This window comes from Actinoplanes cyaneus (assembly GCF_016862095.1).
Taxonomy (GTDB): Bacteria; Actinomycetota; Actinomycetes; order Mycobacteriales; family Micromonosporaceae; genus Actinoplanes; species Actinoplanes cyaneus.
In genome coordinates this window covers 49208-69280 of the sequence record NZ_BOMH01000077.1, presented here as the reverse complement: position 1 = coordinate 69280, position 20073 = coordinate 49208, and the positions used below count along the sequence as shown (strand labels likewise).

General features: G+C 70.6%; 16 protein-coding genes. 9 read left to right on the top strand and 7 right to left on the bottom strand.

Annotated features, from left to right (window positions below):
* Positions 1-57 precede the first annotated feature (57 nt).
* Positions 58-1209 (top strand): L-rhamnose isomerase, encoded by a 1152-nt coding sequence (gene rhaI, locus Acy02nite_RS42045; RefSeq protein ID WP_203754658.1) that lies wholly within the window; start codon positions 58-60, stop codon positions 1207-1209.
* Positions 1210-1611: 402 nt separating this feature from the next.
* Positions 1612-1995 carry an Hpt domain-containing protein gene (locus Acy02nite_RS42040; protein WP_203754656.1) on the top strand — a complete coding sequence of 128 codons (384 nt, stop codon included), beginning with the start codon at positions 1612-1614 and terminating at the stop codon, positions 1993-1995.
* An 8-nt stretch (positions 1996-2003) separates the two neighbouring features.
* Here the strand turns inward: Acy02nite_RS42040 and Acy02nite_RS42035 are convergent, their stop codons facing one another.
* A complete protein-coding gene (locus Acy02nite_RS42035; RefSeq protein ID WP_203754654.1) occupies positions 2004-3206 on the bottom strand; it encodes a response regulator in 1203 nt (400 codons plus the stop codon).
* A 162-nt stretch (positions 3207-3368) separates the two neighbouring features.
* Between Acy02nite_RS42035 and Acy02nite_RS42030 the strand changes: the two genes are divergently transcribed.
* The gene (locus tag Acy02nite_RS42030; RefSeq protein ID WP_203754651.1) at positions 3369-4556 is read left to right on the top strand and encodes a GAF domain-containing sensor histidine kinase; all 1188 of its coding nucleotides are present in this window, start codon (positions 3369-3371) and stop codon (positions 4554-4556) included.
* 4 nt (positions 4557-4560) lie between these two features.
* Positions 4561-6165, top strand: coding sequence for a methyl-accepting chemotaxis protein (locus Acy02nite_RS42025; protein WP_203754648.1), 1605 nt, complete (start codon positions 4561-4563; stop codon positions 6163-6165).
* Between the two features lie 72 nt (positions 6166-6237).
* Here the strand turns inward: Acy02nite_RS42025 and Acy02nite_RS46950 are convergent, their stop codons facing one another.
* Positions 6238-6870, bottom strand: coding sequence for an ATP-binding protein (locus Acy02nite_RS46950; RefSeq protein ID WP_239175767.1), 633 nt, complete (start codon positions 6868-6870; stop codon positions 6238-6240).
* A gap of 126 nt (positions 6871-6996) precedes the next feature.
* Here Acy02nite_RS46950 and Acy02nite_RS42015 point away from each other — a divergent pair, with 126 nt between their 5' ends.
* From Acy02nite_RS42015 to Acy02nite_RS41995, 5 genes are all read left to right on the top strand, one after another.
* Positions 6997-8940 carry a hybrid sensor histidine kinase/response regulator gene (locus tag Acy02nite_RS42015; RefSeq protein ID WP_203754646.1) on the top strand — a complete coding sequence of 648 codons (1944 nt, stop codon included), beginning with the start codon at positions 6997-6999 and terminating at the stop codon, positions 8938-8940.
* 629 nt (positions 8941-9569) lie between these two features.
* A complete protein-coding gene (locus Acy02nite_RS42010) occupies positions 9570-10265 on the top strand; it encodes an energy-coupling factor ABC transporter permease (RefSeq protein WP_203754643.1) in 696 nt (231 codons plus the stop codon).
* Complete coding sequence (locus tag Acy02nite_RS42005) at positions 10262-10609, top strand: PDGLE domain-containing protein (RefSeq protein ID WP_203754640.1); 348 nt, start codon at positions 10262-10264, stop codon at positions 10607-10609. The genes Acy02nite_RS42010 and Acy02nite_RS42005 overlap by 4 nt, the downstream gene beginning before the upstream one ends.
* 1 nt (position 10610) lies before the next feature.
* Entirely contained in the window at positions 10611-11375 is a 765-nt protein-coding gene (gene cbiQ, locus Acy02nite_RS42000) for a cobalt ECF transporter T component CbiQ (RefSeq protein WP_203754637.1), read from the top strand.
* Between the two features lie 12 nt (positions 11376-11387).
* Complete coding sequence (locus Acy02nite_RS41995; protein ID WP_203754634.1) at positions 11388-12164, top strand: energy-coupling factor ABC transporter ATP-binding protein; 777 nt, start codon at positions 11388-11390, stop codon at positions 12162-12164.
* 540 nt (positions 12165-12704) lie between these two features.
* Here the strand turns inward: Acy02nite_RS41995 and Acy02nite_RS41990 are convergent.
* From Acy02nite_RS41990 to Acy02nite_RS41970, 5 genes are all read right to left on the bottom strand, one after another.
* Positions 12705-13094, bottom strand: coding sequence for a peptidoglycan-binding domain-containing protein (locus Acy02nite_RS41990; protein ID WP_239175766.1), 390 nt, complete (start codon positions 13092-13094; stop codon positions 12705-12707).
* 189 nt (positions 13095-13283) lie between these two features.
* A complete protein-coding gene (locus Acy02nite_RS41985; protein WP_203754627.1) occupies positions 13284-15692 on the bottom strand; it encodes a phosphoketolase family protein in 2409 nt (802 codons plus the stop codon).
* A 259-nt stretch (positions 15693-15951) separates the two neighbouring features.
* Positions 15952-16623: an enoyl-CoA hydratase-related protein gene (locus Acy02nite_RS41980; protein ID WP_203754624.1), complete on the bottom strand. Its 672-nt coding sequence runs from the start codon at positions 16621-16623 to the stop codon at positions 15952-15954.
* A gap of 245 nt (positions 16624-16868) precedes the next feature.
* Complete coding sequence (gene yicI / locus Acy02nite_RS41975; RefSeq protein WP_203754620.1) at positions 16869-19118, bottom strand: alpha-xylosidase; 2250 nt, start codon at positions 19116-19118, stop codon at positions 16869-16871.
* 72 nt (positions 19119-19190) lie between these two features.
* Positions 19191-20072, bottom strand: a complete 882-nt coding sequence (locus tag Acy02nite_RS41970; RefSeq protein WP_203754618.1) for a carbohydrate ABC transporter permease — start codon at positions 20070-20072, stop codon at positions 19191-19193.
* Position 20073: the final 1 nt, after the last annotated feature.

Here is a 20073-nt window from a genome sequence, read left to right as displayed (position 1 = left end):
GCTTGTCTTCGCCGCCCTGCTCAACGGTCTGACGAACAGACGCTATGGAGGAACATCATGAACCTGGACGGGTTGGACGGCTTCACCGTCGAGGTCCCGAGCTGGGCGTACGGGAACTCGGGCACCAGGTTCAAGGTCTTCGCCTCCCCCGGGGTGCCGCGGAACCCGTACGAGAAGATCGCCGACGCCGCGCAGGTGCACCGGCTGACCGGGCTCGCCCCGCGGATCTCGCTGCACATCCCGTGGGACGTCGTCGACGACTGGTCCGACCTGCGCGCGCACGCCGAGAAGCTGGGCGTCAAGCTCGGCGCGATCAACTCGAACCTGTTCCAGGACGACGAGTACAAGCTCGGCTCGCTCTGCCACCCGGACGCGGCGATCCGCGACAAGGCGGTGCGGCACCACCTGCGGTGCATCGAGATCATGCACGAGACCGGGTCGTCCGATCTGAAGATCTGGCTGCCCGACGGGCTGAACTATCCCGGTCAGGACTCGCTGCGCGGCCGCCAGGACCGGCTCGCCGAGTCACTGCGGCGCATCTACGACGAGCTCGGGGACGACCAGCGGATCCTGCTCGAGTACAAGTTCTTCGAGCCGTACTTCTACAGCATGGACATCCCGGACTGGGGTACGTCGCTGCTGCACTGCCTGGCGCTCGGCGAGAAGGCGACGGTCGTGCTGGACACCGGGCACCACGCTCCCGGCACCAACATCGAGTTCATCGTGATGCAGTTGCTGCGGCAGGGTCGGCTCGGGGCGTTCGACTTCAACTCGCGCTTCTACGCCGACGACGACCTGATCGTGGGGGCGGCCGACCCGTTCCAGCTGTTCCGGATCATGTCGGAGATCGTGGCGGTGGACGCGCACCTGCCGTCGTCCGGCGTGAACTTCATGCTCGACCAGTGTCACAACATCGAGGAGAAGATCCCCGGGCAGATCCGGTCGGTGCTCAACGTGGAGCAGGCGCTCGCCAAGGCGCTGCTCATCGACCGGTCCGCGCTGGCGACCGCGCAGCGTGAGGGTGACGTGCTCGGCGCCAACGAGATCCTGATGGCCGCCTACGAAACCGACGTGCGCGCCGCGCTGGCCGACCGCCGTGAGGCACGCGGGCTGCCCAGGGACCCGGTCAAGGCCTTCAAGGCTTCCGGGTACGCATCGACGGTCAGCACCGAACGCGCCGGCGGCACCCAGGCCGGCTGGGGCGCCTGACCCGCCCGCACGCTGATCGCCGCGACCACGGGCAGCGGCGTGCCCAGGCCGCGAGGCGGGTCACGCTTGCCGGCTGGTGCTCATGGGCGTTATGAGGCACGAATAACGCCCATGAGCACCAGCCGAGAGCCGGGGCGCGGCGCTGCCGTGCCCACCGTCGGCGTCGCGGACTGCGACCGGCGGGCGGATCCGCGACGGGTGTGACGCGTGGGCGGGTCTGTTGCTCTGACCGTGCCCAGCCGCGGAGATCGCCCTGGAGGGTTTCGCGTTCTGGGCCGGCCACGGCCCTGCGAAGCCCGCAAGGGTCCCCGCGGGAGCAGCGGAGAAGGACCACAGCAAAGGCAGGCAATGAAGAATGTGAATTTGATCTTCTGAGGGGACCCGGCGGCGCAGGATGGGCGCATGGAGGACGAGCGGCTGGCCGGGGTGCGGGCGCGGATCGCGACGATCACCGATCCGGATCCGGCGCCGGAGGAGCTGGCGCTCGTCCTGAGGTTGCTGCGGTCGTTCGTGGCGAAGACGCCCCCGGCGGTGGATCGGCTGCTGGACGGGTTCGAGCAGAAGGATCCCGGCCTGATCCGGGATCAGGCGCACGCGCTGAAGGGGTCGGCGGCCAACATCGGGGCCACCGCGCTGGCCGCGCTCTGCTCGGCTCTCGAGGACCAGGCCCGGGCCGGCGCGGTGACCGACCCGGCGGGCACGGCCGGACGGATCCGGGCCGAGGCCGAGGCCGCGCTGGCCGTCGTCGCGGCGCTGGCCGCCGAATACGAACGAGCGGGGCCGTAACAGCCGGACTACCGGTGATTTGCGTAGGCGGTCGGCTTGTAGCTCGCTTTGTAGGGGACCGCGGCGAGGACCTCCTCGACCAGTTCGACCGCGCGGGCGAAGTTCGTCAGCCGGTCCAGCATCAGCTCGGTGATCACGGTTTCCTTGCCGATCAGAACCAGGCCGTTCGTCGCCACGACGTCCTCGATGAGGCGCATGCCGACCTCGAGCTCGGTCACCCGGACGCTGCGCACGGTGTCCTTGAGCGCGCGCACCCCTTTGAGCCGGCGCAGCGCCGCGATGACGTGCGGGTAGTGGTCGTGGCGCTCCTCCAGCGCGGTGATCGCGGTGACCGGGTCGATGCCGCGCAGCTCCAGGGACTCGTAGGCGATGGCCGTGCGCAGCACCGCGATCGCGTCCTCGGCCAGCGCGGACCGTCCTCCGGCCGGGCCGGGTCCCCCGGTGAGGCCGTCGACGATGGCGAGCACCTCTTCCAGCATCGGGATGTCGCCGAGCAGCCGGACCGCGATGCGCGGCATGGCGTCGACGGTGGCCTGCTCGTCCGCGCTGAGAGGCAGGCCGCGTTCCAGCTTCTGCCAGGTGGACGGTGGCACGGTGACCGCGCCGAGCTGCGAGGCCATCGCGGCGACCTCGATCTCCCACAGGCCGTCGAGCTGCAGGAGGTGGCAGAGCTCGCCGACGAGGGTACGGATCCGGCCGGCCCGCTGGTAGGCGGCCGGGTTGGACAGCTCGAGCACTCCGAAGAGCGCCTTGACGCCGGTACGCAGGGTGCGGTCGAGCAGCTCCCGGTCGGCCATCTCGTGATCGTGCTTGGCGACCGACTCGCGGATCGCGCCGCGCAGTGACTCGGTGTCGGCCGGCTTGGGCAGGTACCGGTAGACCCCGCCGGAGTTGATCGCGGCGACCGCGGTGGCCATGTCGCCGTATCCGGTGTGCAGGACCCGGGTGATCGCCGGGTACTCCATCTGGACGCGGCGCAGCAGCTCGATGCCGTTCATCCCGGGCATGCGCATGTCGCTGATCACCGCGGCGGCCGTGCCGTGCTCGGCGAGGACCGCGAGGGCCTTGTCCCCGTCGGGCGCGGTGAGCACCCGGTATTCCCGGCCGAGCTGCAACGACAGTGTCTCGAGCACGGTCTCCTCGTCGTCCACGACGAGCACGACAGGCTTGTTGTCGTCGGCGCGCGCCGACTTGTACAGCTCGGTCCGCATGGTTCCCCCTTCACGCTGTGCACGCCAATATCGACTATCGGTAGCGCGCCATAAGCGTTCGGTAACCGGGTAATCGGGCTGCCGGAACTCCTCAACCGGGTCGGCCCGGCGTCGATTTTTCTCCCCGACACGGACACCGCCCGCCACGACGAACGGAACCCGATGAGCGCAGTCGCTGATGAGGCCCGGGTGGCCGCGGTGCAGAGCTACCAGCTGCTCGACGCGCCACGGCTGGTCGTCCTCGACGAGCTGACGCGACTGGCCAGCTCGGTCTTCGAGACGTCGATGTCCACCGTGACGCTGGTCGGCGCGGACCGTCAGTGGTTCGCCGGCAGCACCGGCATGCCGTCCAGCGGTGGCCCGCTGAGCACCTCGTTCTGCGGGGTCGTGGTCGACCAGAGGGTGCCGCTGATCGTCAAGGACGCGCTCTCCCACCAGGTGTTCCGCACCTGGGAGAACGTGGTGGGTGCACCGAACATCCGGTTCTACGCGGGGGTGCCGCTGATCGACGAGGACGGCTTCCAGCTCGGCACCATGTGCGTGCTCGACGACCGCCCGGGTGACGCCGGGGACCGGCGGATCGAGATGCTGCACACGATGGCCGGGCAGGCCGCCGGGCACCTCTCCGGGGTCCGCAACCGGATGCTGCTGGCCCAGGTCGGCGACGAGCTGTCCCGGGCGATCAGCCGCGAGGAGGACTTCGTCGCCACGGTCTCGCACGAGCTGCGCACGCCGGTCACCACGATCCAGGGCTACCTCGAGCTGCTCGTGGACAACGAGGGGCTGGAGCCGTACCGGATGATGATCGAGCCGATCCAGCGCAACGGTGAACGCCTCGTGCGCATGGTCGACCACCTGCTCGCCGGGACCCGGCCGGCCGGCACTCCCCTGCCGCTGCTGCGCGCCCAGACGGACTTGGTCACTGTCGCCGAGGCGGCGATCGCCGCGTGCCGGGCCCAGGCCGCGCAACGCGAGGTGACGCTGCGGCTCCAGCTGACCGCGGAGGGGCCGTTCCCGGTGCCGGGCGACTTCACCCGGCTCAGCCAGGCCGCCGAGCACCTGGTCCGCAACGCGGTGCTGTTCAGCCCGGCCGGGTCCGCGGTCTGGATCAGGGTGACCGAGACCGGCCTCGACGTGGTCGACCACGGCGCCGGCATCCCGGCCGGTGAGCTGCCGCACGTGATCGAGCGGTTCTACCGCGGCCGGTTCGCCAGGGAGCAGGCCGTTCCCGGCGTCGGGCTGGGGCTGAGCATCACGCAGCGGATCCTCGCCGCGCACGACGGCGAACTGACAGTGGAGTCCGAGGGACCCGGAAAAGGCACCACCGCGCGGATGGTCGTGATCTCCTGACAGTATGGCAATCCTGCGACGTCTGAAGCTCGGTGGGCGTCTCTCCATGGCGTTCGCCGTGGTGCTGGTCATGCTCGGGGTGGCGGTCGCGATCGGGGTGGCCGGGCTCAACCGGCAGTCCGACGCCGCGGCCGAGGTGCAGTCCCTGCAACGGCTGCTGCACCAGGTGGACGAGCAGAAGTACTACGACGGTGACATCTCCGGGTGGCAGGTGGCCTACGCGTGGGACGCCTACCGGCTGGGCCCGGTCGTCGCGGCCGACCCGAAGAGCGACAACCGGGCCGGTTTCCTCGCCGACAAGGACAAGCTGCTCGCGCTGCTGAAGGCCACCGACACCGGGTCGATGACCGCCGACGAGCGGAAGATCTTCGACACGCTGGTGGACACCTGGAACCAGTACTTCGAGGCCGACATGCGGATCGCCGCCGCGTACGCCGCGAAGGACATCGCGGGCGGCGACAAGATCCTGCTCGGTCCCGGCTACGACCTGTACTTCGTGATCGTCGAGGGCACCGACAAGCTGGTCGCCTCGGTCACCGCGCGCGCCGAGCGGGCCACCCGCACCGCGCAGGACAGCGCGGCCGCCGCCCGTGATTGGCTGATCATCGCGTTCGCCCTGGCCGTGGCCGCCGCGGTGCTGCTCACCTTCGCGGTGACGCGCAGCGTGACCCGGCCCGTCGGGCACCTCATCCGGACGTTGCAGTCGCTGGCCCGCGGCGACCTGACCGCGCGCGCCGACACCTCCGGCAGCGACGAGATCGCGGTGATGGGCCGGGCCGTCGACGAGGCGATCACCGGGGTACGCGGCACCGTCGTGGAGATCGTCGAGAACGGCGCCCGGCTGCAGGAGGCGTCGGAGACCATGCGCCGGGTCAGCGGCGAGATCGACAGCGCCGTCAGCGAGGCCGACCAGCAGGCCGGGCTCGCCGCGGGCAGCGCCTCCGGGGTCTCCGGCAACGTGCACACGGTCGCCGCCGGCACCGAGGAGATGGGCTCGGCGATCAGCGAGATCTCCCGCAACGCCGGCGACGCCGCGCAGGTCGCCTCGGACGCGGTCGCCGCGGCCCGCGCCACCAGCGAGACCATCAACCGGCTCGGCGACTCGTCCGCCCAGATCGGCGACGTGATCAACGTGATCACGTCGATCGCCGCGCAGACCAACCTGCTCGCCCTGAACGCGACGATCGAGGCCGCGCGCGCCGGCGAGTCCGGCAAGGGCTTCGCGGTCGTCGCCAGCGAGGTCAAGGACCTCGCCCAGGAAACGGCACGCGCCACCGAGCAGATCAGCCAGCAGATCGCCGCCATCCAGAGCGACACCGGCCAGGCCGTCACCGCGATCGACGAGATCAGCCGGATCATCGAGCAGATCAGCGACTACCAGACCACGATCGCGTCGGCGGTCGAGGAGCAGAGCGCGACCACCGCCGAGATGAACCGCGGCGTGACCGAGGCGGCGGCCGGGGCGTCCGACATCGCGGGCAACATCGCGAGCGTGGCGTCGAGCACGGCAGCGAGTCGTGCCGCCGTGGGGCAGGCAGCCCGGACGGCGCAGGAGGTGGAGACGCTCGCCGCGCAGTTGCGCTCCGCCGTCCAGCGCTTCCAGATCTAAGATCCCCATTGGGTACGGCCATAGCGGGCGCTGTCCGGACGGCCGCCGTCGCGAGGCCGCTCCGGGGCCGGGCTACGGCCGCGGCTCCGGGCTCCGGCTGGCTCTCATGGTCGCTATTCGTGCCTCATAGCGACCATGAGAACCAGCCGGGACCTCGCGTCGCGGCCGGGAGCTCAGCCCGGGGACGGGTCGCGTCGCCGGGTCCCGGCTGACGTCCTGTGCCGGCGGCTGGGAGCTCGGCTCGGGGCCGGGTCGCGTCGCCGGGTCCCGGCTGACGTCCTGTGTCGGCGGCACTCGATCCGTGCCGCAATCCGCCGGCACCGCGCCGGGGCACGGCAGCAAGGACACGCGCACCTGCTTGCCTCCCTCGTGGTTGTGGACGGACCAGCTCTCGGCGAGCGCCTCGATCAGCGCGATGCCACGGCCGCCCGCGTCGTCGGGATCGCGGCGGCGGGGCACCACCGACGAGCCGTCGGCTACCGAGACGACGACGCGCTGGTCGTGCGCCTCGACGTGCAGGGCGACGCAGCCGCCGCCGTGGCGGACCGCGTTGGTGACCAGTTCGCTGACGACGACGGCGGCCGAGTCGAGCCAGTCGAGGTCGCGGAAACCCCAGCCGCCGAGGACGGCCACCACCGCACGCCGGGCCGCGCCGGGCGCGCCATGATGCAGGGGAACGTCGAGGTGGGCGGTCAAAGCGCTCATACAACAGACCTCAGGAGTCGCCGATATGCGGCGGGACAGTACCCCCGCGACCGTATAAGCGAAACCTGAGAACACTTATTGTCGCTTTTGCGTCTTTCGGGATTTTTGTGCCATTAAAGTACGGCCATGGCAGCGGTGCTGGTCGTCGAGGACAACCCGGAACATCAGGCGGTGCTCGCCGAGATCGTCCGCCGGCTCGGCCACGTGCCCACGGTCGCCGACGACGGCCGCGCCGGGCTCGCCGCCGCCCGCGCCGACCGGTTCGACCTGATCGTCGCCGACGTCGACATGCCGCACCTGGACGGCATCCGGATGTGCCAGGCACTGCGCGAGGAACCGGGCACCGCGGACATCCCGGTCGTGCTGATCACCGGCTACCTGCCACCCGGCGACACGCTGCTGGCCGAGGCGGGCGCGGCAGCCGTCGTACCGAAGCCGTTCAGCGTTCGCGACCTCACCGAGACGCTGCGGCGTTGCCTCCCGCTGCCGCCGGACGCCCCGTTCCTGGCCGAGCTGATGCAGAGCCTGGACACCGGTGCCGTCGCCTGCGACCCGCAGGGCCGGCTGGTCTTCGTGAACCGCGCCATCCGCGACTTCTTCGGCGACGACTGCATCAGCGTGCCGATCCACGACTGGCCGGAACGCTTCGGCCTGCGCCACCAGGACGGCACCCTGCTCACGCCGGAGGACATGCCACTGGAGCAGGCGCTGCGGGGCCGCCCGGTGCACCACGCCGACCTGCGGGCCCGGGATCGGGAGCACCGGCCGCGCTGGTTCGCGATCAACGCGCGCCCGGTGCGGGACGCCGGCGGGACCCTGCTCGGCGCGGTCGCCGCGGTGCACGACGTGACCTCCGATCATCATCAGCTGCAGTACGAGAAGTGCAAGGCCGAAGTCCTGCAGGCGCTCGTGCACGCGCCGGACGTCCAGCAGGCCGGGACAGCCGTGCTGCGCAGCCTGTCGCACTGCCTGGGCTGGCCGTACCTGCGGATCTGGCTCGTCGACGAGGTGACCGACCGCCTGCGGCCCGAGGTCACGCACACCGCGCCCGGCGCGCAGGACATCCCCTTCCCGCCCAGCCTCAACCAGGGTCAGGGGCTGGCCGGTCGCTGCTGGCAGACCGGCGAGCTGCTCTGGGTGCCGGACATCCGCGCCTCCGGCTCGCCGGTGCTGCCGCTCGTCCGGTCGACCGGGTACCGTGCGGCCGGCGCGGTGCCGGTGCTCAGCGCCGAGCAGGTGGTCGGGGTGCTGACGTTCTTCACCCCGGAACGGCAGGACCCGGAGCCGGCCCTCGCGGTGCTGCTCACCGGGATCGCCGGGCTGTTCGGGGCCTACCTGGAGCGGCGCCGCTCGGACGAGCTGCAGAACCAGCTCGCAGCCAGCATCGGGGAGTACATCGCGCTCGTCGGGCACGAGCTGCGGACCCCGCTGACGTCGATCGCGACGTACACCGACCTGATCGCCGAATCCGGTGACGACACGACGATCGGCGAGGTCCGGGACCTGCTCGCCGTCATCGAACGCAACAACGCGCGGCTGCGGACCCTGGTCGAGCGCCTGCTGGACCTGTCCGCGCTGGAGTCCGGGCACGCCGGGCTGACCGTCGGCACCGTCGACGTCTCAGCGGTGCTGCGGGCCGCTGTCGCCACCGTGATCGCGGACTCCGGCGAACCGGGCGACCGGATCCGCACCGAGCTGCCCGACCGGCTGGAGATCTCCGCCGACCAGGCCCGCCTGCGACAGGTGGCGGAGAACCTGATCGGCAACGCGGTGAAGTACAGCCCGGCCGGCTCGGCCGTGACGGTCACCCTCGCCGCCGAGGAGGACGCCGCGGTGCTCACCGTCACCGACGCCGGCATGGGCGTCCCCGAGGGCGAGCGGAACCGGCTCTTCGCCCGCCTCTACCGGGCCACGAACGCCCGTCACAGCGGCATCCCGGGGGCGGGGCTGGGCCTGGCCCTGAGCAGGGCGATCGTCGAGCTGCACCGCGGCACGATCACGCTCACGGCCGGCGACGCCGGCGGGACGATCGCCACCGTCCGCCTCCCGCTCTCCCCCGCCACCGCCTGACGGCCGGCACGCCACCGGCCGCCCGCACCGGCCCGCCCGCCACTCCGGTCCTCCCGACGCCCGCTCGCGACCGGCCGCCCGCACCACTCCGCACCGCGGCTCCAGCCCTCCGGACGCCGGGTCGCGACCGACCGCCCGCACCAGGCCCGCAATGCGGCGCCACCAGGCGCCCCGGACGGGACCAGTTGCCCGCACCAGGCCCGCCCCGCGCCGGCTGCTCCCGGCTGGTGCTCATGGGCGTTATTCGTTCCTCATAACGCCCATGAGCACCAGCCGGGAGCAGCCGGCGCGGGGCGGGCCGGGACGACCGGCTGCTTCGCGGGCCTCGACGGGCGGGCCGCCGGCCGGCGGTGGGTGTGGACGGGTTTGCTGCTTTGACCGTGCGCACCGGGGAGGCCGCCCTGGAGGGGTGAGCGTTCTGGGCGCGCCAGCGCCCTGCTCGGCCCGGAAGGGTCCCCGCGGGAGCAGCGGAGATGGACCACAGCGGAGAGGGGACATCAAGATCTTGTGTCTGAATTTGATCGTGATCACGTTCATCACTCGTTCTAGTTGCCAAGGATGTGCAACAGCTGGGTTCGGTCTATAGGCTGACGCGGCGGGGAAGTCCGGCCCCGCGAAGGGGAGGCGCCATGGATGCGCAAGCGATGCACATCGCGAACGGGATTGTGAACGGCCCGGTGTCCGCGATCTTCGTGGTGGTCGCCGTGGCCGTGCTGGCGGTCTGCGTGGTGAAGGCACGCGCCGACCTCGACGATCGGCTGGCGCCGATGGCCGGGCTGGTCGCCGCGTTCATCTTCGCGGTGCAGATGTTGAACTTCCAGGTGCTGCCGGGCGTCTCCGGTCATCTGCTGGGCGGCACGCTCGCGGTGATCCTGGTCGGGCCGTGGGTCGGCGCGCTGTGCGTCTCGACCGTCCTGATCGTGCAGTGCCTGCTCTTCGCCGACGGTGGCCTGACCGCGATCGGCCTGAACATCACGAACATGGCGTTGCTCGGCACCGCCGCCGGATATCTGCTGGTGGCGGGCCTGCTGCGGGTGCTGCCGAAGAACCCGGGCGGGCTCGGAGTCACGGCATTCATCGCGTCCGTGGTCTCGGTCGTGGTCGCGTCGCAGGGCTTCGTCCTGGAGTACGCGCTGGGCGGCACGACGCAGCTGTCCCTGCCGTGGATCTCCGGCACGATGGCCGGCACCCACGTGCTGATCGGCATCGGCGAGGGCCTGATCGCGGCGACCACCGTCGCGACGGTGGCCCGGGTGCGGCCCGATCTGGTGTACGCGCTGCGCAGGTTCCGCAAGCCGGTCGTTCTCGAGGAGGCCGCGGCATGACCAGGAAGTTCGGATGGTTCCTCGCCGGTGGCCTGCTCGTGGCGCTGCTGCTGGCCGGCGTGGTCAGCAACTTCGCGTCGAGCAGCCCGGACGGGCTGGACGCGACCGCCCGTGAGGGGTGCACGTTCGACGCAAACGGCGAGATCACCGGCGGCACCTGCATCGCGCAGCGGGAGCAGGCGCACCAGATGGCGGACAGTCCGCTCGCCGACTACGGCATCCGTGGCATCCACAACTCCGCGCTCTCCACCGGGCTGGCCGGGGTCGCCGGGGTGCTCATCACGTTCGGCATCGGGGCGGGCGGGTTCTGGCTGGTCCGCCGCCGCGAGCAGAAGGCCGCCTGAGGTGGGGGCGGGGCACGCTCACCCGCTCTACCTCGACCGGGCGGGCCGGGTGCACCGGCTGGCCGCGGAGGTGAAGATCGTGGCGGTGCTGCTGTTCACGATCGTGGTGGTGCTGACCCCGCCCACGTCCTTCTGGGCGTTTCTCGGCTACTTCGTGCTGCTGGCGGCGGTGTCGGTCGCCGCCGCGATCCCGCCGCTCTGGTTGCTCAAGCGGGCGACGATCGAGCTGCCGTTCGTGCTGCTCGCGGTGGCCCTGCCGTTCCTGGGGCACGGCGAGCGCGTGGACTGGCTCGGCATGTCGCTGTCGATCGAGGGGCTCCACGGGGCGTGGAACATCTTCGCCAAGGGGACGCTCGGCGTGCTGGCCTCGCTCATGCTCGCGGCGACGACGACGATGCGGGACCTGATCCTCGGGCTGGACCGGCTGCGGGTGCCGTCGGTGTTCACGCAGATCGCGACGTTCATGCTGCGCTACATCGACGTGCTCGCCGACGACGCCCGGCGGATGCGGATCGCCCGGCTGTCCCGGGGGTACGATCCGCGGTTCCTGTGGCAGGTCAAGGCATTCGCGGTCGGGGTGGGGTCGCTGTTCCTGCGATCCTACGAGCGGGGCGAGCGGGTGTACCTGGCGATGGTGTCCCGCGGCTACACCGGGCGGCTCCCGCACGTCGCGCGTGACCGCGCACCGGCCGGGCAGTGGGCGGTGTCCGCGGCCCTGCCGATCGTGTCGGCCGGGATCGCGATCGCCGCGGCGGTCCTCGCATGAGAGGGCTCTAGCATGATCGACGTGGCAACTCCCGCGCTGAAGGTCTCCCGGCTGCACTACGCCTACCCGGACGGGCGGGCGGCGCTGCGCGGCGTCGACCTGACCATCGCCCCCGGTGAGCGCGTCGCCCTGCTCGGCCCGAACGGCGCCGGCAAGACCACCCTGGTGCTGCACCTCAACGGCATCCTGCACGGCGGCGGTGGCACGGTCGAGGTCTCCGGCCTGCCGGTCACCCCGGCCGACCGGGCCGCGATCGCCGAGATCCGCCGCCGGGTCGGCATCGTCTTCCAGGACCCCGACGACCAGCTCTTCATGCCCACGGTCGCGGAGGATGTCGCTTTCGGCCCGGCCAATGCCGGCGTACGCGGTCAGGAGCTCGACGACCGCGTCGACGAAGCCCTGGCCGCCGTCGGCATGTCCGAGCACCGCGATCACGTGCCGCACCACCTGTCGTTCGGCCAGCGGCGGCGCGTTGCGGTCGCCACGGTCCTCGCGATGCGGCCCGAGATCCTGGTCCTCGACGAGCCGTCGTCCAACCTGGACCCGGCGAGCCGGCGGGAACTGGCCGAGATCCTCGAGTCGTTGCCGGTGACGGTGCTGATGGTGACGCACGATCTGCCGTACGCGCTGGAGCTGTGTCCCCGCTCGGTCATCCTCGACACCGGCCGCATCGTCGCCGACGGGGACACCGCGGCGCTGCTGTCCGACCGTGAGCTGATGCGCGGTCATCGGCTGGAGCTGCCGTTCGGTTTCGACCCGGTGGCCGCGGCCGCGTCCCGCCGCCCCTGACGCCCAGCGCCCCGGCCGGCTCTCTCGGGTGTCTCCGAACATTGGAAACACCCGTGAGCACCAGCCGCACAAGCCGGGCCGGCCCACAACGGTCCCCGCAACACCCCGGAGCACCAGCCACACAAGCCAGGTCGGCCCACAACGGTCCCCGGAACACCCCGGGGCACCAGCCACACAAGCCGGGCTGGCTCTCAGGGGTGCCTCCGAACGGCAACACACCCCGGAGGACCAGCCACGCCACGTCGGCTGGTGGTCAGGGGTGTGTTCGCGTTCGGACACACCCGTGAGGACCAGCCGGGGCGCCGGCGGCGCGGCACGGCCGGCAAGTGCGCTGGGCCTCGCGCCACACCGGGCTCAGCGGGCGTGCTCACCGCCGTACGGGAAAGCGGTGGGATCTTGTCTAATCGAAGCGGCGAAGCGGAGGCGCCGGACTGCAGCAGGGGCGCCGGATTGAAGCGGAGGCGCCGGGGCGAAGCGGGGCGCCGGGGTGAAGCGGGAGCGCCGGGGTGAAGTGAACCCGGCGCCCCCGGCAACCACTGATCAGGCGGCCTGCTGAAGTTCCGCCGAGGTGCCGCTGACGAGCGCCTGCCACGTCTCGCGGCCCACGACCCCGTCCACGATCAGCCCGGCGTCGGCCTGGAACGCGCGGACCTCGGACTCGGTGCGGGGCCCGAAGACGCCGTCGGGCGCGGAGGCGATGCGCCGGCGCTGCTGGAACTCGTGCTGGACGCCGCTGACCGCGTTGCCCGAGGCGCCGGGCCCGACCTCCATGATCAGCGCCTGCCAGGTGTCGGCGCAGACGATGCCGTTGTCGGGGATTCCACGGGTGCGCTGGTAGGCGCGGACCGCGTCACCGGTCTGGGCGCCGAAGACGCCGTCCACCGTCACCGTGTGGCCGTGCGCGCGCAGCAGGTATTGCAGCGTGGGCACGGGATGTTGCGTCGAACCCTGCCGGGTCGTCGGCCAAGGGCTGTGTGTGCCGGCCATCCGGGGTCCCCTTCCTCAACGTCGAGTAGGCGTGTGCCCTTCACCTTCGCGTCATCCGGCGTCGAAAGAAAGGGTGAAGTATCTCTCCGCCCACACTTTGTAAGGCGGAGAGACCTTCCAACCCCGTCTAGATCAACTCTGCGCCCAGTCGCCGAGCGACCAGTCCCGCACCTCGGGCATGTCCTCGAGGTGCTCGACCACATAGGTGGCGTGCCGTTCGAGCTGCGCCTCGCACCAGGCCTTCAGCTCGCTCGCGCCGCTCGGCAGCCGCCCGGCGTTGTTGATCGCGTCGATCACCAGGTGGTAGCGCGACGCCTTGTTCCGCACCGTCATGTCGAACGGCGTGGTGGTCGTGCCCTGCTCGATGAAGCCGCGGACCCGGAACCGGTCGGCGTCGGGCCGGCCGTGGACCAGCTGGTGGATGGCACCCGGGTAGCCGTGGAACGAGAAGACGACGTCGACGTGGTCGGTGAACAGCTCCCGGAACATCGTCTCGCTCATGCCGTGCGGGTGGTCCTTGGGCCGGGGCAGCGTCATCAGGTCGACGACGTTGACCACGCGCACCTTGAGCTGCGGCAGCTTGCGCATCAGGATCTGCGCGGCGGCGACGGTCTCCATGGTCACCACGTCACCGGCGCAGGCCAGGACGATGTCCGGGTCGCTGTTGCCGTCGTCGGTGCCGGCCCACTCCCAGATCCCGGCGCCCTTGGCCGCGTGGTCGATGGCCTGGTCCATGTCCAGCCACTGCAGCTGCGGCTGCTTGTCGATCACGATCAGATTGATGTACGACCGCGACCGGAAGCAGTGGTCGGCCACCGAGAGCAGCGTGTTCGCGTCCGGCGGCAGGTACACCCGGGCGACGTCACCGCGCTGTGTGAGCACGTTCTGGATCAGCCCCGGGCCCTGGTGCGAGAAACCGTTGTGGTCGTTGCGCCAGGCCGTGGAGGTGAGCAGGATGTTCAAGCTCGGCACCTTGGCACGCCAGGGCAGGTGCGACGCCTCCTGCAGCCACTTGCCGTGCTGAATCGTCTGCGACGCGCTGACCATCGCGAACGCCTCGTAGGTGGCGAACATGCCGTGCCGCCCGGTCAGCGTGTACCCCTCCAGCCAGCCGTGGCAGTTGTGCTCGGAGAGCACCTCCATGACCCGGCCGGAGCGGCTGAGCTTGACGTCGTCGTCCGTGACCGACTCCATGAACGCGCGGTCGGAGACCTCGAAGACGGCGCCGAGCCGGTTCGAGTTCGTCTCGTCCGGGCAGAACAGCCGGAACCGGTCGCTGTTGCGCGAGTAGATGTCGCGCATCATTTCGCCCAGCTTGCGGGTCGACTCGGCGCGCCCGGCCGCCGGCGTCTTCACCTCGACCGCGTAGTCGCGGAAGTCCGGCAAGTCCAGATCCTTGGTGAGCCGTCCGCCGTTCGCGTGCGGGCTGGCGCTCATCCGCAGGTCGCCGTCGGGCGCCAGGTCACGCACCGGACCGGTCGGCGCGCCGGTGGCGTCGAAGAGCTCCTCCGGCTTGTACGACCGCAGCCACTCCTCCAGCATGCGCAGGTGATCCGGGTTGTCCTTGACGCCGGAGAGCGGCACCTGGTGGGCGCGCCACGTGCCGCCGACCGTGATGCCGTCGACCTCTTGCGGACCGGTCCAGCCCTTCGGCGTCCGCAGGATGATCAGCGGCCAGTGCGGACGCCGGCCGTCCCAGTCACCGCCGCGCGCCGCGGCCTGAATGGCGCGGATCTTGCCCCACGCCTCGGCGAGCGCCTCCGCGAACCGGTGGTGCATGCCGGGCAGGTCGTCCCCGCCCACCTCGATGATCTCGTAACCGTGACCCGCGAGCAGCTTGCGCACCTCGGCCGGGTCCTTCCGGGCCAGCACCGTCGGCCCGGCGATCTTCGCGCCGTTCAGGTGCAGGATCGGAAGGACAGCACCGTCGTGCTCGGGGTTGATGAAGGAGATCCCCTTCCACGAGCCCTCCAGCGGGCCGGTCTCCGCCTCGCCGTCGCCGACCACCGCGATGGTCAGCAGGTCCGGGTTGTCCATCACCGAGCCGAACGCGTGAACCAGCACATAGCCCAGCTCGCCACCCTCGTGGATCGAGCCGGGCGTGGTCACCGAGACGTGACTGGGAATGCCGCCGGGGCTGGAGAACTGGCGGAACAACCGCAGCAAGCCCTCCTCGTCCTGCCCGACCTTCGGATAGACCTCCGAATAGGTCCCCTCCAGGTAACCCGCAGCGACCAGCGCCGGACCGCCGTGCCCCGGCCCGGCCAGGTAGATCGCCTGCTGACCGGTCGTCTTGATCAACCGCGACACATGCGCGTAGACGAACGACAGGCCCGGGCTCGTCCCCCAGTGCCCGAGCAGGCGCGGCTTGATGTGCTCCGGCGTGAGTGGCTCCCGCAGCAGCGGGTTGCCCTGCAGGTAGATCTGGCCGACGGTCAGGTAGTTGTTCGCGCGCCACCACGCGTCGAGGCTCGCCACCTCGGTGTCGTCAGGCTGGGCGAGCTTGCGGACAAGGTCCTCGTGGTCGAGCACAGCGGTCACGATCTTTCCTTCCCTGAAGGCTTCGTCGATCTTCACGTTCCTCCGCCGGGACCCCCTTCGGCAGGGTCCTTCGGCCCTTCCGATCGGGACGTTACCCGCGGAGACGTGCGCCATGCCCGGCCCTTGACGTGAACGTTTCCCCTTTCTCCCGGTCCGCTTTCCGCTCACTCTCACGACAATCCGACGGTACGACGGTGAGCCGCCCGCCTCGCACGCTCCGCTGCCGCCCCCGATCCGAAGGGCCCCCGCGGTCCGGCGGTCAGGCTCGCGGCTTCCTGCGATCGCGTAGCAGGGTGAGGGCCGGCGCGTACATCCGGCTCTTGATCGTGCCCAGGGTGTCCCCCGCGTTCGGCGCCAGCGTGAAGGCGATCTTGACGGCGGTCGCGCGGACCCCGTCCTCGGGCACCGCGTGGTCCACGATCCGGGCGTCCCGGGCCTCCTCACCGCCGTACCGCCGGCCGGTCGTCATCGCCTCGTGCGCCACCTGCGGCGCCAGGCGGCCCTGGATCAGCGCCGACATGCCCGGCGTGAACGGGATGCTGATGCTGACCTCCGGCAGGCACCAGTAACCCCGGTCGGCCCGCATCACCCGGAAGTCGTGCGCGAGCGACAGCATCGCCCCGGCCGCGAACGCGTGCCCCTGGATCGCGGCGACGGTCGGCACGGGAAGCGCGAGGAACCTCGCGAACAACTCCTCCACGTCGTCCGCGTAGCCCTGGAAGTCGGCTCCGCTGCTGCCCAGCCAGTCGAGGTCGAGCCCGTTCGAGAAGAACTTCCCGCTCGCGGTGGTCACCAGCGCCTTGTTGCCGTCCGCCTTCTCCACCTCGTCGAGCGCGGCGTTGACGGCCGCCAGCCAGTCGGGGTGAAACCGGTTCTCCCCGTCTCCGAGGTCCAGAACAAAGACGTCGTGCTGCCGGTCGAGCCTGGGCATCATTGCCTCCTGTGCGACAAGTTACCGATCGGTAACTTCGACATCCTCGCCCACCCGGCGACCAGAATCAAGGCCACCGCGGCGTGCCAGGAGGCATGGAGGCGTGTGCTCCCGGCTGGCGCTGAGGGTTGTCTGCGGTACCCGGAGACAACCCTCAGCGCCAGCCGAAGCCGGAACCCGCGCCGCAACCCCGCCGTCCGCATCGCCCGCGAACCGGCCGGCGCGCGCCACCAGGCGGAGCCGGCTCAGCCCAGGGTGAGGGTGCAGCTGTCCTGGTCGGCGGGGACCTCGGTGATCTGCGCGCCCAGCTGGACGCGCCAGGGCAGGGCCTCGCCCGAGCGGCCCACGCGGATCTCGTCCCCGTCGCGCAGGACGGTGAAGACCGTGTCGGCGCCGGACGGCCCGGGCACGATCACCGCCGTCCGCCCGTCGGCGGGCTCGAAGAGACGCAGCGTGACGCCGTCGCGGTAGTCGTAGTCGGGGCGGTCCTGCCGGGCACCGACCGGGATGACCGCGCCCGGGCGGACGAGCAGCGGCGCGCTGAAGAAGTCGTGGGTCTCGGTGACCCAGCCGGGGCCGGTGACGACGTCGCCGGTCAGGTAGTGGGTCCATCGGCCGGCCGGGACGTAGTACGACACATCGCCGGCGGCGCTGAAGACCGGCGCGACGAGCAGGTCGCCGCCGAGCAGGTATTGCCGGTCCAGGTAGGTGACGGCCGGGTCGGCGGGGAAGCCGAGCACCATGGGCCGCATCACCGGCACGCCGGTCAGGTGGGCTTCGCGGGCGGCGCCGAACAGGTACGGCATCAGCCGGTACTTGAGGTGGGTGAACGAGCGCAGCACGTCCACGGACTCCTCGTCGAAGTTCCACGGCACCCGGTACGACTTCGACCCGTGCAGCCGGCTGTGGGACGACAGCAGCCCGAACGCCACCCACCGCTTGAACACAGCCGGGTCCGGGAGCCCTTCGAAGCCGCCGATGTCGTGGCTCCAGAATCCGAACCCGGAGGACATCAGCGACAGGCCACCGCGCAGGCTTTCCGCCATCGACTCGAACGTGCCGGTGTTGTCGCCGCCCCAGTGGACCGGGAACTGCTGGCCGCCGACGGTGGCCGAACGGGCGAACAGGACGGCCTCGCCCTCGCCGCGGGTGGACCGGAGCACGTCGAAGACGACCTGGTTGTAGATCTGCGTGTAGTAGTTGTGCATCCGCTCCGGGTCGGATCCGTCGTGCCAGACGATGCCGTCGACCGGGATCCGCTCGCCGAAGTCGGACTTGAACGCGTCGACGCCCATCTCGACGAGCGCGCGCAGCTTCGACGCGTACCACTCGCGGGCGTCCGGGTTGGTGAAGTCGACCAGGCCCATGCCGGCCTGCCAGCGGTCCCACTGCCAGACGTCGCCGTTCACCGTCCGTACCAGATAGCCGTTGGCCTTGCCCTCGGCGAACAGCGGGGACCTCTGCGCGATGTAGGGGTTGATCCACAGGCAGACCTTGAGGCCCTTGCCGGCGAGGCGTTTCAGCATGCCGGCCGGGTCGGGGAAGATCCGGGTGTCCCACTCGAAGTCGCACCAGTTGAACTCGCGCATCCAGAACGTGTCGAAGTGGAACACGCTCAGCGGCAGGTCCCGGTCGGCCATCCCGTCGACGAACTTGTTCACCGTCTCCTCGTCGTAGGAGGTGGTGAACGACGTGGTCAGCCAGAGCCCGAAGGACCAGGCCGGGGGCAGCGCGGGACGGCCGGTCAGCGCGGTGTACTTGCGGATCACGTCGGCCGGCGTCGGTCCGTGGATCACCAGGTAGGAGAGGGACTGCCCGGCGACGCTGAACTGGGTGCGGGTGACCATCTCGGAGGCCACCTCGAACGACACCTTGCCGGGGTGGTCGACGAGCACGCCGTACCCGGCGCTGGTGAAGTAGAACGGGACGTTCTTGTAGGACTGCTCGGAGCTGGTGCCGCCGTCCTCGTTCCAGATGTCGATGCTCTGGCCGTTCTTGGTCAGCGGGCCGAAGCGCTCGCCGAGACCGTAGACCACCTCACCCACCCCGAGATCCAACTGCTCATGGACGTACGCGCCGTCGGGCGACGAGACGACACCCATCCCCTTCCAGCCGCTGCCGGTGATCCGCCTGCCGTCGGCGAGGAAGTCCAGCCCCCAGTCGTCGCCGGTGTTCACCCGCGCGGTCAGCGCCCCGGAGGTGAACGACGAGTCGGTGACCGCGATCTCGGCGGGTGACGAGGTGAGCGCGAAGTCCGGCCCGCGGACCGCCGTGCCCTGGAAGTGCTCGATCGTGACCCGGATGACGTCGTCCATCGGCGCCGACAGGGTGACCGTGATCAGCGGCGCGTCGAGGGTGTCGCCGCGGTCGCGGATCCGGCGGGTCGCGGCGTAGACCGTGAGCGAGTCCGGCCCGGGGGTGCTGTCCTGGTGGTGCGCGGGGTGGACGACGGTGAGGCCGTCCCGCTTACGCCAATAGCCGTCGGTGAACTTCATGGGTGTCCTTTTCCAAAGATCACGTGAGGGCGGCGGCGGTGCCGCGCGGAGGAACGAGGGGCGGCGCTGGCGTCACTTGATGGCGCCGGCCGCGATGCCACGGGTGAGGGTCCGCTGGAAGATCAGGAAGAAGAGCATCGCCGGGATGATCCCGATCAGGGCGGACGCGCTGGTGGTCGTGGCGTCCATCATCCGGTCGCCCTGCAGGACGCCGAGCGCCACCGGCACGGTCTGGTTGTCGTTGGAGATCAGGAAGATCAGCGGCAGGAAGAACTCGTTCCACGTCCAGATGAAGAAGAACGTGAACAGCACCGCGAGCGTCGGCCGGCTGACCGGCACCACGACCCGCCAGAGCGCCCGCCACTTCCCCGCGCCGTCGATGGCGGCCGCCTCCAGCAGCTCCTTCGGGAACTCGGTGTAGACCGAGGTCAGCAGGTAGGTCCCGAACGCGCTCTGGATCACCGTGAAGATGATGATCACCGACCACAGGCTGTCGTAGAGCCCGAGCTGCTTCGACAGGTAGTAGAGCGGGTAGACCAGCACCTCCTGCGGCAGCAGGTTCGCGATCAGGAAGAAGACCAGGAACCAGATCCGGCCCTTGACCCTGCCGATCCCCAGCGCGTACGCGTTGAACACCGAGAGGATCACGGCGAGCACCGCCACCACGATGCTGGTGATGAAGCTGTTCCAGAGCTTGAGCCCGAAGTCGACCCGGTTCCAGAAGTCGACGATCCCCTGGAAGTAGAGGTGGTGCGGCAGGGCGAGCGGCCCGTTCGCGGCGTAGTCCGCCGGGCTCTTCACCGCGTTGATCGCCACCACGAGCAGCGGCGCCACGATGAGCAGCAGCAGGACCAGCAGCAGGACGAGGATGATGAAGCGCGCCGGGTGACGTTCCCGGAGAGGGGCCTTTTCCGGCGTACGGGTGCGGGACGCGCGCGTCGCGGTGACAGTCATC

What these genes read in the sequence shown, in the direction of transcription:
- rhaI (WP_203754658.1), top strand. Translation starts at nt 58, where the DNA reads ATGAACCTGGACGGGTTGGACGGCTTCACCGTCGAGGTCCCGAGCTGG.
- Acy02nite_RS42040 (WP_203754656.1), top strand. Translation starts at nt 1,612, where the DNA reads ATGGAGGACGAGCGGCTGGCCGGGGTGCGGGCGCGGATCGCGACGATC.
- Acy02nite_RS42035 (WP_203754654.1), bottom strand. Translation starts at nt 3,206, where the DNA reads ATGCGGACCGAGCTGTACAAGTCGGCGCGCGCCGACGACAACAAGCCT.
- Acy02nite_RS42030 (WP_203754651.1), top strand. Translation starts at nt 3,369, where the DNA reads ATGAGCGCAGTCGCTGATGAGGCCCGGGTGGCCGCGGTGCAGAGCTAC.
- Acy02nite_RS42025 (WP_203754648.1), top strand. Translation starts at nt 4,561, where the DNA reads ATGGCAATCCTGCGACGTCTGAAGCTCGGTGGGCGTCTCTCCATGGCG.
- Acy02nite_RS46950 (WP_239175767.1), bottom strand. Translation starts at nt 6,870, where the DNA reads ATGAGCGCTTTGACCGCCCACCTCGACGTTCCCCTGCATCATGGCGCG.
- Acy02nite_RS42015 (WP_203754646.1), top strand. Translation starts at nt 6,997, where the DNA reads ATGGCAGCGGTGCTGGTCGTCGAGGACAACCCGGAACATCAGGCGGTG.
- Acy02nite_RS42010 (WP_203754643.1), top strand. Translation starts at nt 9,570, where the DNA reads ATGGATGCGCAAGCGATGCACATCGCGAACGGGATTGTGAACGGCCCG.
- Acy02nite_RS42005 (WP_203754640.1), top strand. Translation starts at nt 10,262, where the DNA reads ATGACCAGGAAGTTCGGATGGTTCCTCGCCGGTGGCCTGCTCGTGGCG.
- Acy02nite_RS41995 (WP_203754634.1), top strand. Translation starts at nt 11,388, where the DNA reads ATGATCGACGTGGCAACTCCCGCGCTGAAGGTCTCCCGGCTGCACTAC.
- Acy02nite_RS41980 (WP_203754624.1), bottom strand. Translation starts at nt 16,623, where the DNA reads ATGCCCAGGCTCGACCGGCAGCACGACGTCTTTGTTCTGGACCTCGGA.
- yicI (WP_203754620.1), bottom strand. Translation starts at nt 19,118, where the DNA reads ATGAAGTTCACCGACGGCTATTGGCGTAAGCGGGACGGCCTCACCGTC.
- Acy02nite_RS41970 (WP_203754618.1), bottom strand. Translation starts at nt 20,072, where the DNA reads ATGACTGTCACCGCGACGCGCGCGTCCCGCACCCGTACGCCGGAAAAG.